The following is a 14429-nucleotide window of genomic DNA, read 5'->3' on the forward strand; positions in this document are numbered from 1 at the left end:
AGAAGTTCGTGGGGCCGCCTGTCGTCGTCGCGGCCGTCGGACTCGCCCTGGCCGCCTACTTCCTGATGCCGAGCCGGTACGTCTCCACCGCCTCCATGGTGCTCACCGTGCCCGCCACCGGTGGCACGCTGGAGACCGAGCCGCAGAACCGGCCGGGGCTGACCAACCCGCTGCTGCAGTTCAACGACGCCCTGCGCACGACCGCGGGCATCCTCATCCTGGCCACCAACACGCCCGACGTGTACGCCGAGATCGGCGCGCCGGAGAACGGGCCCACCGCCGTGATCATCAACGACGGGCGGACCAACCCCGACCTGCTCGGCATCAGCACGAACGGGCCGTTCGTCTACGTCGAGGTCGAGAGCGACTCGCCCGCCACCGTGCGGCAGGTCATGCGCAAGGCCCAGTTGCGGGTACGGCTGGAGCTGGCCAAGCGGCAGACCGCGCTGGACGCGCCGATCAGCACCCACATCGGGATCATGGACGTGATGCCGCCCTCGACGCCCAAGGCGGCCATCGGCGACCGGCTGACGGTCGCGGCGTTCGGTGGCGCGTTCGGGATCGTCGGCGGGATGGGGCTGGCCTACGCCGTCCAGCGCGTCCGCTCCGCGCGGCGGGCCGGCCCGGGCGTCGCACCCGAGCCCGCACCTTCACAGGAACCGGCGGAGGAACCGGCGGAGGCCGCGGAGGAGGCCGCGGAGGAGGCCGCGGAGGGCGTCTGGGCCGAGGTCGTCGCCGAGCAGCCGGTCGCGGAGGGCGCCGCGGCGGTCAACGGTTCCAGGTCGCGCCTGCCCATGATGTCCGGCTTCCCGCTGACGGTGGACGAGCTGGCCGAGGAGACCACCGGCCCGATCCAGGTCATCAAGACCGACACGGAACCGGCCGAGGCCGAGTCGGCCGCTTCCACGCCGGCCGAGCCCGCACCGGCCGCCTCTGCACCGGCCGCCTCTGCACCGGCCGAGGTGGAGTCAGCTCAGGCGAGCGCCGCCCCCGGCGAGGCCGAGAAGCACGGGCCCGAGAAGGACGAGCCGGACGAGGACGAGCCGAAGAAGGGTCAGCTCGACTCGACGACCTGAGCGCACCGCGCGATGGCGGCCGCCCTGGCCTCCGCCGGCGTGTGCGACTTGGCCGAGATCATCATCCCCACCGCCTCCTGCGGCAGCCGGTCGGCGAAGGCCACGGCCTGCGCCACGTCCCACGGCTCGTGGTTGTAGCTCAGGTGGCAGATCGTGGTGTTGATCGGCGGGTCCGCCTTCAGCACCTCGTCCACGAAGACGCCGTACAGGATGAACTCGGAGACGTGCAGCTGGGCATTGAACGCGTCGAGCCAGTCGCGGCCGGTCACCTGGGTGATGCGCCGCTGCATGGCCCGCACGATCTCCGGGTCCCAGAACGTCAGCGCCGTCACGTAGTCGGGCAGCGGCGGGGGCGGCGCGGACGGCAGGCCGAGCAGCTCGCGGGCGACCCGGTGCCAGATGACGTGCCGCTCCATCTCGGCCGTGACGCCGTTCTCCAGCCGGTACAGGCACAGCCGCCCGTCCACGGTGAAGGACTCGGCGCTGGTCGGGCGGACGAGTACGGCGTCGGAGTCGACGATGAGCATGGTGTCGGCGTCGATCAGCCCGGCGGAGGCGATCTTGACCGTCTGCTGCATCACCCAGCCGCGCAGCGGGGGCCAGGGGCGGCGGTAGTTGACGTACAGGTCGGCGCCGGGCAGCCGCAGGTAGCGGCGGGGCAGCAGCTCCGAGCGGATCCACACGTGGCAGCGCGGGCCTTCGAAGCGGGCGAAGGCCGCACGGTCGCCCGGCGGGACGAAGACGTGGTGGATGGTGTCCTCGGAGGTGAACTCCAGGACGGAACGGTGCAACTCGGCGAACAGCTCGGCGTCCAGGGCGTAGGACGGGGTGATGACCGCCAGCTTGCTCACGGATGACTCCCATCGGGTCCGGTGATCTGGGAGCATCGCTCGATCGCCGCCGATCTGACCGCCATGGGCGTGCCCGACTTGGCCGAGATCATCATGCCCACCGCGTCGGGCGGCAGCCGGTCGGCGAAGGCGATGGCTCCGGCGTGGTCCAGAGGGGTGCGATCCCACCGGCTGTGGCAGATCGCGGTGCTGACCGGAGGCGCGGCCCGCAGCACCTCGTCCACGAACACGCCGTAGACGATGAACTCCGAGACCTGGAGGTAGGAGATGAAGGCGGCCAGCCAGTGACGCCCGGTCGTCTCGGTGATGCGTTCCTGCATGGCGCGCACGACGGCCGGATCCCAGCACGCCAGCGAGCTGACGTAGTCGGGCAGCGGCAGCGGCGCGGGCCCCGGCACGCCCAGCAGTTCGCGGGCCACCCGGTGCCAGGTGACGTGGTCGGTCATGAGCTCGTGCACGCCGCCGTCCACCCGGAACATGCTCACCTGGCCGTCCTGGATGAACAGATCGGGCGTCGCCTCGCGCACCAGCACCACGTCCGAGTCGGCGACCAGCACCACCTTGGCGTCGAGCCGCGCCGTGACCGCCACCTTCACCGCCTGCTGGGCCACCCACCCGCGCAACGGCGGCCAAGGGCGCACGGGATCGATCCACACGCCGGTGAAGGGGACGTGGGTGAGGCGGCGCGGCAGGATCTCGGCATAGGTCCAGATTCGGCACCGAGGGCCCGAGAAGCGGGCGAAGAGCCGCCGGTCGGACGGCGGCACGATGACGTGGTGGACGGTGTCGTCCGAGGTGTGGTCGAGGACCGAACGGTGCAGGTGGGCGAAGAGTCCGGCGTCGGGAGCGTACGTGGGCGTGACGACGGCCAGAGCGCTCATGAAAGGTGATCTCCGTCCCCACCCCGGGTGAAAGATAGCCCCTTGTATCCATATCGGCGGCCGATAGCTGGTGTTACAGCGTTTGTGTAACGCTCCACCCCGGTTCGGCCGACATGCATGAGGTGGGATTCACAGGGAGGACGCGTGGATTTCTGGGGGACTCTCCTCGTCCTGGCGCGTCGCTGGTACGTGGCCGTCCCCGCCTTCCTCGCGGCCGTCGGCGCCGCCTTCTACGCCTACTCCACGGTCCCGGTCACCTACACCACGACCGCGGTCCTCGTGCTCACCGCGCCGAACAGCGGCGGCACCCTCCCGTCCGACCCCGATCAGCCCCTTCCCCGGGTCAACCCGCTGCTCAACTTCGACCACGGGCTCGACGTGGCCGCCTCCATCCTGATCAGCGTCATGAGCACGCCGGACATGGTGGCGGAGATGGGGGTCACCAGCGGGGGGCCGACCACGTACGCGGTGACCAACGGCACCAACAACCTGGAGTCGCTGGCCACGGGGCCGCTGGTGTTCGTGGAGGGGGAGAGCCTGGCGCCGCAGGAGGCCACGGCGATCGTGCGCAAGGCCGTCACGCGGATCAGGCAGGAGCTGAACGCGCGGCAGCGGCAGGTGCAGGCGCCCGTGGGGACGTACATCACGGTCAGCGAGGCCGTGCCGCCGACCAGGCCCGCGCCCCAGCAGGGCAGGAAGCTGCGTTCGGCGGCGGCGGCGCTCGGGCTGGGGGTGATCGCCTCGCTGTGCGCCTCGTTCGCGGCGGAGAGCCTGGCGGCGCCGCTCGGCGCCCGCCGCCTGTTACGGGCCCGCGTACGCGGGGACGGTGGCGCGCCTCCGGCTGAGCTGCCCGAACCGGTCAAAAAAACGGGAGTCTGACCGGTGTCCGCGATCGTACGGCTTCCCGCTGCGCCGCCACTGCCGGGGCGGGCCGACGGCGCCACCGTGGCCGCCGTGTTCGCCGCCGTGCTGCTGATCGTGCCGGCCCGGCTCGTGCTCAAGGGCCTGCCCCTGTCGCTCACCCCGGCCAACGTGGTGAGCCTGGGCGCGGCCGTGCTCTGGCTGTGCGCGCAGCTCACGCTCACGCTGGGGGCGGCCAAGGGCCGCAACCCCGTGCGTACCGCCCTGTTCGCCTACTTCACCTCGATGGTGGCCACCTACGGGCTGTCCACCTGGGGGTACATGGACTCCGACGAGCTCAACCTGAGCGATCACTCCTTCGTCCTGGTGATCGCCACGGTGGGCCTGGCGCTGACGGTCTGCGACGGCGTCCGCGGCCGGCAGCGGCTGGACCTCGTGCTCAGGACCCTGGTGGTCTGCGGAGCGGTGATCTCGGTGATCGCGGCCCTGCAGTTCCTGCTCTCGATCGACCTGACCAGGTTCCTTGAGCTGCCGATCCTGCGCTACACCAGCGAGGGCGACTCGTTCGTGCTGGAGCGGGCCGACCTGCGCCGGGTGGCCGCGACCACCGGCCATCCGATCGAGTTCGGCGTCACCTGCGCCATCCTGCTGCCGCTGGCCGCCCACTACGCCACCCGGGCCAGGCTGCGGGCCGAGCCGGCGCTGCGGTGGTGGGTGTGCACGGCGCTGATCGGGCTCGGCCTGATGTTCTCGGTGTCGCGCTCGGCCATGCTGAGCCTGCTCGCCGTGGGCGTGGTGCTGTTCGCGGGGTGGTCGTGGCGGCGGCGGCTGGCCACGCTGCTGGTGGCGGCCGGATTCCTGGTGGTGATCAGGGTGGCCGTGCCGGGCCTGCTCGGGGCCATCACCGGGCTGTTCACCGACCTCGGCAACGACGAGAGCATCCAGTACAGGACGCACGACTACGCCGTGGCCGCCCAGCAGATCGGCCGGCACTTCTGGCTCGGCCGGGGCCTGGGCACCTGGTACGCCCCCAAACATCAGATCTTCGACAACCAGTACATCCTGTCCATGGTCGAGACGGGCCTGTTCGGCACCGTCGCCTTCGCCGCGCTGTTCGTGGTGGCCTGTTACGCGGCGCTGCGGGCCAGGCACCTCAGCGCCGACCCGGGTGACCGCGACCTGTGCCTGACCGTCGCCGCCTGCCTGGTCGTGCCGCTGGTGGGCTCGCTCACCTTCGACCTGCTGTCGTTCGCGACCGTGACGGGCCTGGCGTTCATCCTGGTCGGCTCGGCCGGCGCCCTGCTGCGGGCGGCCAGGGCGGATCGGCAGGCGGATCGGCAGGCGGATCAGCTCTCTCCCGCGCAGGCCAGCGGGCCGACGATCGAGGTGACCCGATAGTTCTCGTCGATGGTGACCAGCTCGTTGCCGGCCCACTCCGTCCGCCCGCACTCGGAGTCGGTCGGCCCGTACACCCACGACTTGTCCACCAGCTTGTTGCCGCGCACCACCTGCCTGCCTCGGGCGTTGCGCACCTGGAGGCTGTAGGTGCCGCCCATGATGAGGTTGTCGGTGACGGTCACGTCCTCCGACTTCTCGTCCACCAGGAAGATCGGCGCGGTGATGTGCTCGGCCTCGCGCTGGTCGACGGTGTTGTGGTGGAACAGCAGGCCCTTGCCGCCGTTGTAGGCCTGGATGCCGTCGGAGTGGTCGCCGGGCCGCGAGCAGAGCCTGACGAAGGAGTCGCGGATCTCCACGTCGTCGCCGGAGACGCGGAAGCCGTCGCTGTGGCCCTGCACCAGCACTCGGGTGGCTTTGTACTTGTCGTGGCCGATCGCGGGCAGCGGCTCGCACTTGGCCGTGGTGCCCACTGTGGAGTCGGCGATCGTGAACCGGAACGACTCGGGCCCGTCGGCGTTGATCACGTCGCCGTCGACGACGCTGTTGGTGATCGTCACGTCGTTCGCGTGGATCAGCAGGTGCCCGGGGATGTGCACGCCGTCCAGCACGGTGCCGTCGGTCTGCACGCGGTAGGCGACGTTCTCCGTGTTGAGCTCGACCTCTTTCAGGTTGACGCGATTGGGCGCGCCTGTGCAGGCGGGTGTGGGGTGGTCGGGGCAGGAGGAGCCGTCCGGCCGGACGATCACGGGGGAGGGCGCCGGAGTCGGTGTCGCGGCCGGGGCCGCGTCGCAGGCGGCCGGGGCCAGGGCCGCGGCGAGGAGCAGGAGATGACGTGCGCGCATGGCCGCCTCTCAGGTGCCGAGCCGGGGCAGCAGCTCGGCCCAGGAGCCCGCGTCCAGGTCGCGCGGGCTGACCTCGGCCGGGGGAAGGGGCCAGACTATCCGCAGGTCCGGATCGTCGTACCGGACCGCGAGGTCCTCACTCGGGTCGTGCTCCCTGTCGATGCGGTAGCAGGTGTCGGCGGGCCCGGTCAGCGCCTGGAAGCCGTGCAGCAGGCCGGGGGGCACGTACAGGGTCAGGAAGTCCTCGTCGTCCAGGCGCACCGCCATGCTCCGGCCGAACGTGGGCGAGTGCGGCCTGGCGTCCACCAGCACGTCGTGCACCGCGCCCCTGGCACAGCGGACGAGCTTGGCCTCTCCTCTGCCGGAGCGCCCGTGCAGGCCGCGGATCGTGCCCAGACGCGACCTGGACTGGCTGTCCTGGATGAACGCGCACGCGTCCAGGCCCGCCGCGGCGGCCGTGGCGGCGTCGAACGTCCTGGTGAACAGGCCGCGGCTGTCGCGGTGCGGCGACGGCCTGAACAGCAGCACCCCGTCGAGCTCGCCCTGCTCCACTTTCATGCTTCGTCCTTCCAGGAGGGGGTCTGATGAAGGCGTCGGTGAGCGTCGTGATTCCGGCGCACAACGAGGAGACGGTCATCGGGGCGGGGCTCGACGCGTTGCTCGCGGGGGCGGCGCCGGGGGAGTTCGACGTCGTGGTGGTGGCCAACGCCTGCGCCGACCGTACGGCGGCGGTGGCGGCGCGGCCCGGCGTGCGGGTGCTGGAGACGCCTGTCCCTGGCAAGGTCCACGCGCTGCACCTGGGCGACGCCGCGTGCCGGGTCTTCCCCCGGGTCTACCTGGACGCCGACGTACGGATCGACGCGGCCTCCGTACGGGCCCTGGCCGAGGCGGCGGCCCGGCCGGGCGTGCTGGCCTGCGCGCCCGTCCCCGAATGGGACCTGGGCGGCGCCGGGCCCGTGGTGCGGCGGGTGCACCGGGTGCACGACCGGCTCGTCGCGCCGTCGCGGGCGCTGGCCGGCGTGGGCGTGTACGTGCTCGATGAGCGCGGCCACGAGCGCGCCTTCCCGCTGCCCGACGTGATCTCCGACGACGGCTGGGTGGACGGCTGCTTCACCGGTGCCGAGCGCGTCGTGGTCGCCGAGGCCCGGTCTCTGGTACGCCCGCCGCGTACGGTCCGCGCCCACCTGCGCCGGCGGATGAGGGTGCGCAGGGGCAACCGCGAGCTGGCCGCGCTGGGCCGGCCGGGGCGCTCCCTGCGGCTGTCCGCGCTCGGAGCGCTGCTGGCCGGGCGGCAGATCAGCCCGCTGGACGCCGCCTGCTACCTGGTGGTGCTGGCCGCGGACCGGCTGCTCGCCAGGCTCCGCGGCGGCGCCACGGGCTGGGGCACCGACGCGGGCAGCCGTCATCGCGACCCCGCCGGCGGCCCCACAGCGGCCTCGTAGGCGGCCAGGAGCGCGGTCTTCGAGTGCTCCCAGGACAGCGGCCCGGCCACCCGTTCCCGGCCGATCTCGCCCATCCGCCGCCGCTCCTCCGGGTCGTCGAGCAACCGGGAGATCAGCTTGGCGAACTCCGACTCGTCGTTGGCGGGCGCGTACAGCGCCGCCTCGCCCGCCGACACGCGGGCCTCGCGTAATTCGAAGGAGACGATGGGCCTGGACATGGCCATGTACTCCATGACCTTGTTCATCGTCGAGACGTCGTTGAGCGGGTTGAGCGGGTCGGGCGACAGGCAGACGTCGGCCGTGGACAGGTAACGCATCAGATCCTCGTCGGGGATGCGTCCCGTGAACTCCACGCAGTCGTCCAGGCCCAGCTCGTGGGCCAGCCCGACCATCGCGTCGAACGTGTCGCCGCCGCCGACGAACACCGCGTGCCAGTCAGCGCGCCCGTGCTCGTCCCGCAGCCTGGCCAGGCTGCGCAGCGCGTAGTCCACGCCGTCCTGCGGGCCCATCACGCCGAGGTAGCACAGCAGGTACGGCTTCCCGCGCCGTACGGACGCGTCCGGCGGCACCTGGTGGAACCGCTCCACCACGGGCGCGCTGCGCACCACGAACACCTCCTCGGGCCGCTTGCCGCCCCGGGAGAGCGCGATCTGCCGGTAGCTCTCGTTGGTCGCGATCACCACGTGCGCCGCCCGGTACGTCATCCGCTCCATCCACGACACCGCGCGGAAGAGCAGGTCGCGGCCCCGGCCGAAGCGCGACAGGTACAACTCGGGCACCAGGTCGTGCTGGTCGAAGACGAACCGGGTGCCCCGGCGCCGCATGGCCAGCGCGACCAGGAAGAACAGATCCGGCGGGTTGCACCCGTGCACGACGTCGAACCGGCCGAGCCGCCGGGCCAGGCGGAAGGTGTGCCAGAGGGCGGAGCCGTACTCGCGCAGGAAGCCGGCCGGGCCGCCGGTGGCGGCGCGCAGCGGGTAGCGGTGGATGTGGACGCCGTCGATGACGGCCTCCGCCTCGGTGTCCTGTTTGACCCCCTTGGGGCAGATGACATGCACCTCCCAGCCGGCCTGGCGCAGCGCGGTGCTCTCCTGCCAGACGCGCCGGTCGAGTGGTACGGAAAGGTTCTCGACGAGGATGAGCGCTCTACCACCCAATGCCTGTGTAGTCCCTTCTGCCCCGTTGGGTTTCCGCGTCCGGGATGCGGACGAGGTCCACGATCGTGCGGTCGCCGGCCTGGTCCAGGGCGGCGAGCACTCGCTCGTCCAGGCACCCGACGACGCACACCTCGGCGTGGTCGAGCACCTCCTCGGCCGAGTCGCCGAGCAGGTCGCCCAGGTGCGGCAGCCGCTCGGCGATGTAGGCGCGGTTGGCGCCGACCAGCCGTGACAGGGTCACGTTGGCGTCGTAGATGCGCAGGTCGTAGCCCTTGCCGAGGAGCCGTTCCGCCAGCTCCACGAGCGGGCTCTCACGCAGGTCGTCCGTGCCCGGCTTGAACGACAGGCCGAACATGCCGATCCGGCGCCGGCCCGAGGCGGTGATCAGCTCGAAGGCGCGCTGCAGGTGCGCCTCGTTGGCGGGCAGCACGTGCGACAGCAGCGGGATCGACACGTCGGCCTTCCTGGCCGCGTAGACCAGGCCGCGCAGGTCCTTGGGCAGGCAGGAGCCGCCGAAGGCGAATCCTGGGCGCAGGTAGGCGGGGCTGATGTTGAGCTTGCGGTCGGCCAGGAAGACGTCCATGACCCGGTGGGAGTCGAGGCCGAGTGCCTGGCAGATGGCGCCCATCTCGTTGGCGAAGCCGATCTTGACCGCATGAAACGCGTTGTCCGCATATTTCGTCATTTCGGCTACGGGGATGGGGACCCGGAAGACGTCGCCGGGCAGGCCCTCGTACAGGGAGGCCACCACGTTCCCCGTCCGCTCGTCCGACTCGCCGATCACCGTCTTCGGCGGCGCGAAGAAGTCGCGCACGCTGGTGCCCTCGCGCAGGAACTCGGGGTTGACCGCCACCCCGAAGCCGGCGCCCGCGCGCAGCCCCGACGCAAGCTCCAGGATCGGCACCAGCAGCTCCGCGCAGGTGCCGGGCAGCATGGTCGAGCGGAAGACGACGACGTGCCCGGGCCGCAGCGCCCGGCCGATCTGCTCGGCCACCCGCTCCAGGAAGGTCGTGGACAGGCTGCCGTTGGGCGCCGACGGCGTGCCCACGCAGACCAGCGACAGCTCGGTGGCCGCGACCGCCTCGGCCGCGTCGGTGGTGGCGCGCAGCGCGCCCCCGGCGGTCGTCTCGGAGATCAGCTCGCCGATGCGCTCCTCGACGATGGGCGCGTGCCCGCCGTTGATGAGGTCGACCTTGGCCGGGTTGACGTCCACGCCCACGACCTGATGTCCCATGGAGGCCAGGCAGGCGGCCGAGACGCACCCCACGTAGCCGAGCCCGAAGACACTGATCCGCATAGCCGCCCTCCGTTGGACCGTCTACCGTGGACCGCCTATATGGAGGGCAAAGCGCGATTTCCCCCGCCTCCAAGGGATATGTCGGGTATGCCCTTTGGAACGTTACCGATTTCTTCCTGCGCGGAAGGAACGCACGAGCGCCCTGGCCCGGGTGCCGGCGGCGGCCGCCCACCGGCGGGCCGGGTTCCTGGTCACGATGCCCTGGCAGACCACGCTCTCGCCGGTCCTGGCCCGCCGTTTGTACTCGTCCTCGCCCCGCCCGAGGTCGATCCTGGCGATCCCGAGCGACGGGGCGGCCGCGACCAGCTCGCGCAGCAGGATCCAGCCGGGGGACAGCTTGGCGAACGCGGGGTCGTAGACGGGGAACCACCAGTGCAGCACGCCGCCCGACCTGAGACCGAAGTGGGCCGCGAGCAGGTGCGGTCCGGCGCGCAGCGTGGACAGCACGCCGCCGAAGCCCGGGTCGCGGATGCCGAGCAGGGCTTCGAGCAGCTTGATCCGGCCGGGCTCGGCGAAGTAGTCCTGGGCGCCGGTGGCGGCGTACTGGGCCCGCTTGAGCTCGATCACCCGCGCCAGCGCCCCGGCGTCCACCGCGTCGGCCTCGAACCTGACCGCGCCCAGGTCCCGCTCGGCCCTGGCGGCCCGGCGCCGCGCCTGACCCATGTTGTCCTTGCCGCTCTTCGAGGCCCGGCCCAGATATCCGGTCAGCCCGCCGGTGACGTCCAGGTAGGGCGACGGCCTGCGCGAGAGCACCCACCGCTCGAAGCCGGGGGCGTCCGGCACCAGATGGTCGAAGGCGTAGCCGCCCGCGCCGTTCCCGAGCAGGTCGAGCGGCCGGAAAGCGGCGCCGGCGGCCAGGATCGGCCCCTGGAAGTCCGCCCCGGGCCAGCCGGCCGGGCGCAGCAGCCGGCCGTCGCGGTGGTGCGGCACGAACACGTCGTTCCCCACGGCCACGTGCACGGTGCGCCCACTTGCGTGCACGGCCGCGGAGAAGCCGGGATGGAAGTATGGGCTGTCCAGCGCCGGGTTCGCGGCCCGTACCGCCTCCCAGGCGTCCAGCTCGGCCGCGCTCAGCTCGTCGAACGCCTTGACCCGCAGGCCGCTCACTGCGGCAGCGCCGTCATGCGCCGCGAGGGCCGCAGCAGCGCCACCACGCTGGCCCTGGACGTCCGCCGCCCCGCGAGGGCCCGCACCGCCTCACCCGCCAGCACGGCCACGTAGTACGCCGTCCCGCGCACGGGCCCGTGCCGCCGCCGGAACAGCCGTACCTTGTTGACGACCAGCAGCGACGCCAGCACCGGATCGACCCCCGAGGCGCCGCCGATGTGCTCGATCACCGAGGCGGGCTCGTACCAGGTGGCCCAGCCGAGGTCCGCGGCGCGCAGGCAGTAGTCCGTCTCCTCGCTGTAGAGCAGGAACGACTCGTCCCAGGCCCCCACCTCGCGGATCATCCGCGGCGAGAGCATCAGCGCCGCTCCCGTCGCCCAGGCGAACGCGCCCGGCCTGGCGTAGTCGCGCGGGTCGGTCACCAGCTCGCCCACGGTGCCCATGCGCCCGGCCAGCGCCCCGCCGACCACCGCCTCGGCCACGGCCCGGCCCACCGTGGGCATCCGGCGCAGCGAGGGCTGCAGCGTGCCGTCCGGATTGACCATGTACGGCACCACGATGCCCCGGCCCGGATGCTTCAGGCAGTCCAGCAGGGGAGCGACAGCCCCGGGACGCAGCCGGCAGTCGGGGTTGAGCACGTAGACGCCGTCCAACTGGTCGAGGTCGAGCGCGGCGATCCCGGCGTTGATGGCCGCCGCGTATCCGGCGTTCCTGCCCACCTGCACCACCGTGACCCGAAGGTCCGCCCGCTCGGCCAGCGCCGTGGAGTCGTCCTTCGAGGCGTTGTCCGCCACCACGACCGCGGCCAGCTCCACCCCGGCCGCGCCGGACGGCAGCGAGTCGAGGCAGCCCTGGAGCACGTCCGCGCTGTTGTAGGTGACGATGACCACCGCGACCCTGCGCATCAGCGCACCCGCTTGTACAGCCGCATGCCGAGCTTGCCCGCCCGGCGGCTCAGTGAGGGCCCGGAGAGCACGCCGTCGATCCACGCGGCGTCCAGGTCGCGCCGCAGGCTGGTCCGCGGTTGCAGCCACGAGCCCGCTCTGGCCCTGCCGCCGTCGCTGGTGTAGGCGCGGGTCACTCCCGCGCGGCGTAAGCGGCGCAGCACCCGTCTGTCGTAGGAGCCGAACGGGATCGCGACCCTGGTCACGGGCGTTCCGGTCAGCTCGCCGAGCACCTCGCAGGCCCGGGTCAGCTCCTCGCCCGCCTGGGCCGCGTCCAGCGTGCGCCAGTCGCGGTGCGCCCAGCCGTGCGAGCCCACCCGCATGCCCTTTCCGACCAGCTCGCGCACGCCACCGGCGTCGAGCCGGCCCGGCTCGCCGAGCAGCCCGGCCAGGACGAAGAACTCCGCCTCCAGCCCGCGCTCCAGCAGCCGGGGGAGCGCGATCTCCACGTCGGAGGCGTTGCCGTCGTCGAACGTGAGGCGTACGTCGGGCCGTCCCGCCACCGCGTCGACCACCCGCTCGAACTGCTCGACCGACACCCACGTCTGGTCCTCGTCCCGGTCGAGCTCCCGGGTGGTGCCGCCGATGCCGTGCACGGTCAGATTGGTCACCGCACGCATCTCGCCCCCTGATCAGAGTGCCGCCGAGAGTGTTATCGCCGCCCGGGATGGACCGTTACAGGCGACTTGTGTGCCAATCGACCGTCCGTCTCAGGCCCTCCTCCAGGGAGGTGACCGGCCGCCAGCCGAGGACGCGGGCGGCCGGCTCGACGTCGGAGCGCTGCGCGCGGTCCAGAGGGCGGGCGGCCACGGCGCCGTACACCGGCCTGGCGGGCCCGCCGACGATCTTCGCCAGCAGCTCCGCGGTGTCGCGGATGGAGACCGGCTCGGGCGTGCCGATGTCGAGCGCGTGCCCGGCCGCGTCGCCGTTCGCGCCCGCGCGGACGAACGCCTCCACCACGTCGTCCACGTACACCCAGGTGATCAGCCTGGTCCCCGAGGTCAGCTCGGGCGCCTGCCCGCGCAGCAGCGACCGCGTCACGTACGGCACCAGCCTGGCCAGGTTCGGCTCGCCGGGGCCGTAGACCATGGCCACCCGCAGCACCGACACCGGCAGCCCCCACAGCGCGTGGTACATGCGCGCGTAACCGGTCGCCGCCGCCTTGGCCGCCGCGTACGGGGAGCCGGGAGCCTGCCCGTCACGCGGCTCCTCCACGGACCCGGCCAGCACCACGCTGCGCACCGGCGTGCCGGTCAGCGCGGTCAGCAGGTTCACCGTGGCGCCCAGGTTGCCCGCCAGGGTGGGCGCCACGGTGGCCGGGTCGCGCACGCCGGTGACCTCGCCGGCCAGGTGGAAGACCACCTCGGGCTCGACCCGCGCGACCAGCTCCGCGACGGCCTCGGCGTCGGTCAGGTCCACCACGTGCCGGCCTTCCGCTTCGGGTGGGCGGCGGCTCACCACGTGCGTCCGCGCGCCCAGCTCGGTCAGGCGCCGGACGAGATGAGAGCCGATGAACCCGGTCGCGCCCGTTATCAGGGCCCTTGTCCCGTGCCAGGCGGACATGCGGCCTCCGCGGCTTCAGTCGTGTTGTTCGGGTGACGGTATGGGATCGCCCGAATCGTGCCAGACGTTTCCGGTCCCCGCCTGAAGCTTCGCGCGCGTGCTGAGCAGGATCGGGCAGTCGTGCGCGGAGCCGCGGCCGAACCGGTTGCCGGTGACGCGCTGCCCGGTCAGCGGCCGGCCCAGCGGCGTGTGGTCGATGTTGACCACGCAGGCGCCGCCGTCCAGGTAGTTGTCCTCCACCCGCAGCTCGTCCGCGGAGGACTGCACGGCCGCGTTCGGGTCCTCGGTGGTGGAGACGTCGATCGTGTTGTGCCGCAGCGTGACGCCGCGCTGCTCGGCGAACGCCTGCACGCCGTCGTTGTGCGTGGGCTCGCCGCCCTGGTCGGGATCGCTGGCGAACCAGCTCAGGTCGTGGATGTAGGAGTCCTGGACCAGGGTGGCGGTGTGGGCCTTGATCCCGTCCACCGTGCCGCGGAACTCGCTGCGAAAGATCTTCGTGTGCGCCGCCCAGATGCCGTCGATCGACGGCGAGGGGTGGGAGGGGTAGAACTCGGAGTCCTCGATCACGGTGTCGCGGGCGTGCTCGCTGTCGACCAGCGGGCGGGTCTCCTCGGTGGGGCCGCCGCGGAAGACGCACTTCCTGAACGTGACGCCGCGCGCGGTCACGGTGACGAACCCGTAGAAGACCTTGCCCTCGACGACCTCGCCGTCCTTGGCGAAGAGCTGGTCGCCGGTGACGTCGGTGAGTGTGGTGCCCGGCGGGACGCCGGTCGAGGCGGCGTCGGGGAAACCGGCGGGGGCCGTCGGCGGGGGGCTTACCGCCCGGTCCGCGGCCTTTTCGTCCTGGTCTGCGTCTTTTCTGGCCTGGTCTGTGGCCTTTTCGGCCGTCTGATGGGGTTGCCCGGCCGAGCCGATCGGCTCGGCCAGTTCACCTGCGACGGCCACGACCAGTGCCAGGGCGGCGACCGCGGCTACAACGTACGACCACGTCCTCGCCACCCCGGCATCGT

General features: G+C 72.2%; 15 protein-coding genes. 4 read left to right on the forward strand and 11 right to left on the reverse strand.

Going from position 1 to position 14429, the window contains the following annotated elements; all coding sequences use genetic code 11:
* Nucleotides 1–8: 8 nt before the first annotated feature.
* Nucleotides 9–1076, forward strand: a complete 1068-nt coding sequence (locus ABFX54_RS01530) for a hypothetical protein (RefSeq protein ID WP_346101026.1) — start codon at nucleotides 9–11, stop codon at nucleotides 1074–1076.
* On the opposite strand, the gene ABFX54_RS01535 is transcribed toward ABFX54_RS01530, so the two are convergent.
* Nucleotides 1055–1927: a DUF6492 family protein gene (locus ABFX54_RS01535; RefSeq protein ID WP_346101027.1), complete on the reverse strand. Its 873-nt coding sequence runs from the start codon at nucleotides 1925–1927 to the stop codon at nucleotides 1055–1057. The two genes, ABFX54_RS01530 and ABFX54_RS01535, sit on opposite strands and share 22 nt — an antisense overlap.
* Nucleotides 1924–2808 carry a DUF6492 family protein gene (locus tag ABFX54_RS01540; protein ID WP_346101028.1) on the reverse strand — a complete coding sequence of 295 codons (885 nt, stop codon included), beginning with the start codon at nucleotides 2806–2808 and terminating at the stop codon, nucleotides 1924–1926. Before ABFX54_RS01540 ends, ABFX54_RS01535 begins: the two co-directional genes overlap by 4 nt.
* 144 nt (nucleotides 2809–2952) lie before the next feature.
* On the opposite strand from ABFX54_RS01540, the gene ABFX54_RS01545 reads away from it, so the two are divergent.
* Both ABFX54_RS01545 and ABFX54_RS01550 read left to right on the forward strand, forming a co-directional pair.
* Nucleotides 2953–3687: a YveK family protein gene (locus ABFX54_RS01545; protein ID WP_346101029.1), complete on the forward strand. Its 735-nt coding sequence runs from the start codon at nucleotides 2953–2955 to the stop codon at nucleotides 3685–3687.
* A gap of 3 nt (nucleotides 3688–3690) precedes the next feature.
* Nucleotides 3691–5067, forward strand: a complete 1377-nt coding sequence (locus ABFX54_RS01550) for an O-antigen ligase family protein (RefSeq protein WP_346101030.1) — start codon at nucleotides 3691–3693, stop codon at nucleotides 5065–5067.
* On the opposite strand, the gene ABFX54_RS01555 is transcribed toward ABFX54_RS01550, so the two are convergent.
* Nucleotides 5016–5909, reverse strand: coding sequence for a hypothetical protein (locus ABFX54_RS01555; RefSeq protein WP_346101031.1), 894 nt, complete (start codon nucleotides 5907–5909; stop codon nucleotides 5016–5018). The two genes, ABFX54_RS01550 and ABFX54_RS01555, sit on opposite strands and share 52 nt — an antisense overlap.
* 9 nt (nucleotides 5910–5918) lie before the next feature.
* Nucleotides 5919–6467, reverse strand: a complete 549-nt coding sequence (locus tag ABFX54_RS01560) for a dTDP-4-dehydrorhamnose 3,5-epimerase family protein (RefSeq protein ID WP_346101032.1) — start codon at nucleotides 6465–6467, stop codon at nucleotides 5919–5921.
* A gap of 26 nt (nucleotides 6468–6493) precedes the next feature.
* Here ABFX54_RS01560 and ABFX54_RS01565 point away from each other — a divergent pair, with 26 nt between their 5' ends.
* On the forward strand, nucleotides 6494–7351 hold the full coding sequence (locus ABFX54_RS01565) for a glycosyltransferase family 2 protein (RefSeq protein WP_346101033.1): 858 nt from the start codon (nucleotides 6494–6496) through the stop codon (nucleotides 7349–7351).
* Here ABFX54_RS01565 and ABFX54_RS01570 read toward each other — a convergent pair.
* The 7 genes from ABFX54_RS01570 to ABFX54_RS01600 form a co-directional block, all read right to left on the reverse strand.
* Nucleotides 7312–8508 (reverse strand): glycosyltransferase family 4 protein, encoded by a 1197-nt coding sequence (locus tag ABFX54_RS01570; protein WP_346101034.1) that lies wholly within the window; start codon nucleotides 8506–8508, stop codon nucleotides 7312–7314. The two genes, ABFX54_RS01565 and ABFX54_RS01570, sit on opposite strands and share 40 nt — an antisense overlap.
* The gene (locus ABFX54_RS01575) at nucleotides 8498–9805 is read right to left on the reverse strand and encodes a nucleotide sugar dehydrogenase (RefSeq protein ID WP_346101035.1); all 1308 of its coding nucleotides are present in this window, start codon (nucleotides 9803–9805) and stop codon (nucleotides 8498–8500) included. Before ABFX54_RS01575 ends, ABFX54_RS01570 begins: the two co-directional genes overlap by 11 nt.
* A 102-nt stretch (nucleotides 9806–9907) precedes the next feature.
* Nucleotides 9908–10912 (reverse strand): GNAT family N-acetyltransferase, encoded by a 1005-nt coding sequence (locus ABFX54_RS01580; RefSeq protein ID WP_346101036.1) that lies wholly within the window; start codon nucleotides 10910–10912, stop codon nucleotides 9908–9910.
* The gene (locus tag ABFX54_RS01585) at nucleotides 10909–11817 is read right to left on the reverse strand and encodes a glycosyltransferase family 2 protein (RefSeq protein ID WP_346101037.1); all 909 of its coding nucleotides are present in this window, start codon (nucleotides 11815–11817) and stop codon (nucleotides 10909–10911) included. Before ABFX54_RS01585 ends, ABFX54_RS01580 begins: the two co-directional genes overlap by 4 nt.
* Nucleotides 11817–12476 carry a polysaccharide deacetylase family protein gene (locus ABFX54_RS01590; RefSeq protein ID WP_346101038.1) on the reverse strand — a complete coding sequence of 220 codons (660 nt, stop codon included), beginning with the start codon at nucleotides 12474–12476 and terminating at the stop codon, nucleotides 11817–11819. The genes ABFX54_RS01585 and ABFX54_RS01590 overlap by 1 nt, the downstream gene beginning before the upstream one ends.
* A gap of 55 nt (nucleotides 12477–12531) precedes the next feature.
* Nucleotides 12532–13419, reverse strand: a complete 888-nt coding sequence (locus ABFX54_RS01595) for an NAD-dependent epimerase/dehydratase family protein (protein WP_346101039.1) — start codon at nucleotides 13417–13419, stop codon at nucleotides 12532–12534.
* Between the two features lie 15 nt (nucleotides 13420–13434).
* The gene (locus ABFX54_RS01600) at nucleotides 13435–14418 is read right to left on the reverse strand and encodes a hypothetical protein (RefSeq protein ID WP_346101040.1); all 984 of its coding nucleotides are present in this window, start codon (nucleotides 14416–14418) and stop codon (nucleotides 13435–13437) included.
* Nucleotides 14419–14429: the final 11 nt, after the last annotated feature.

It is taken from the genome of Nonomuraea maheshkhaliensis, assembly GCF_039529435.1.
Classification (GTDB): domain Bacteria; phylum Actinomycetota; class Actinomycetes; order Streptosporangiales; family Streptosporangiaceae; genus Nonomuraea; species Nonomuraea maheshkhaliensis.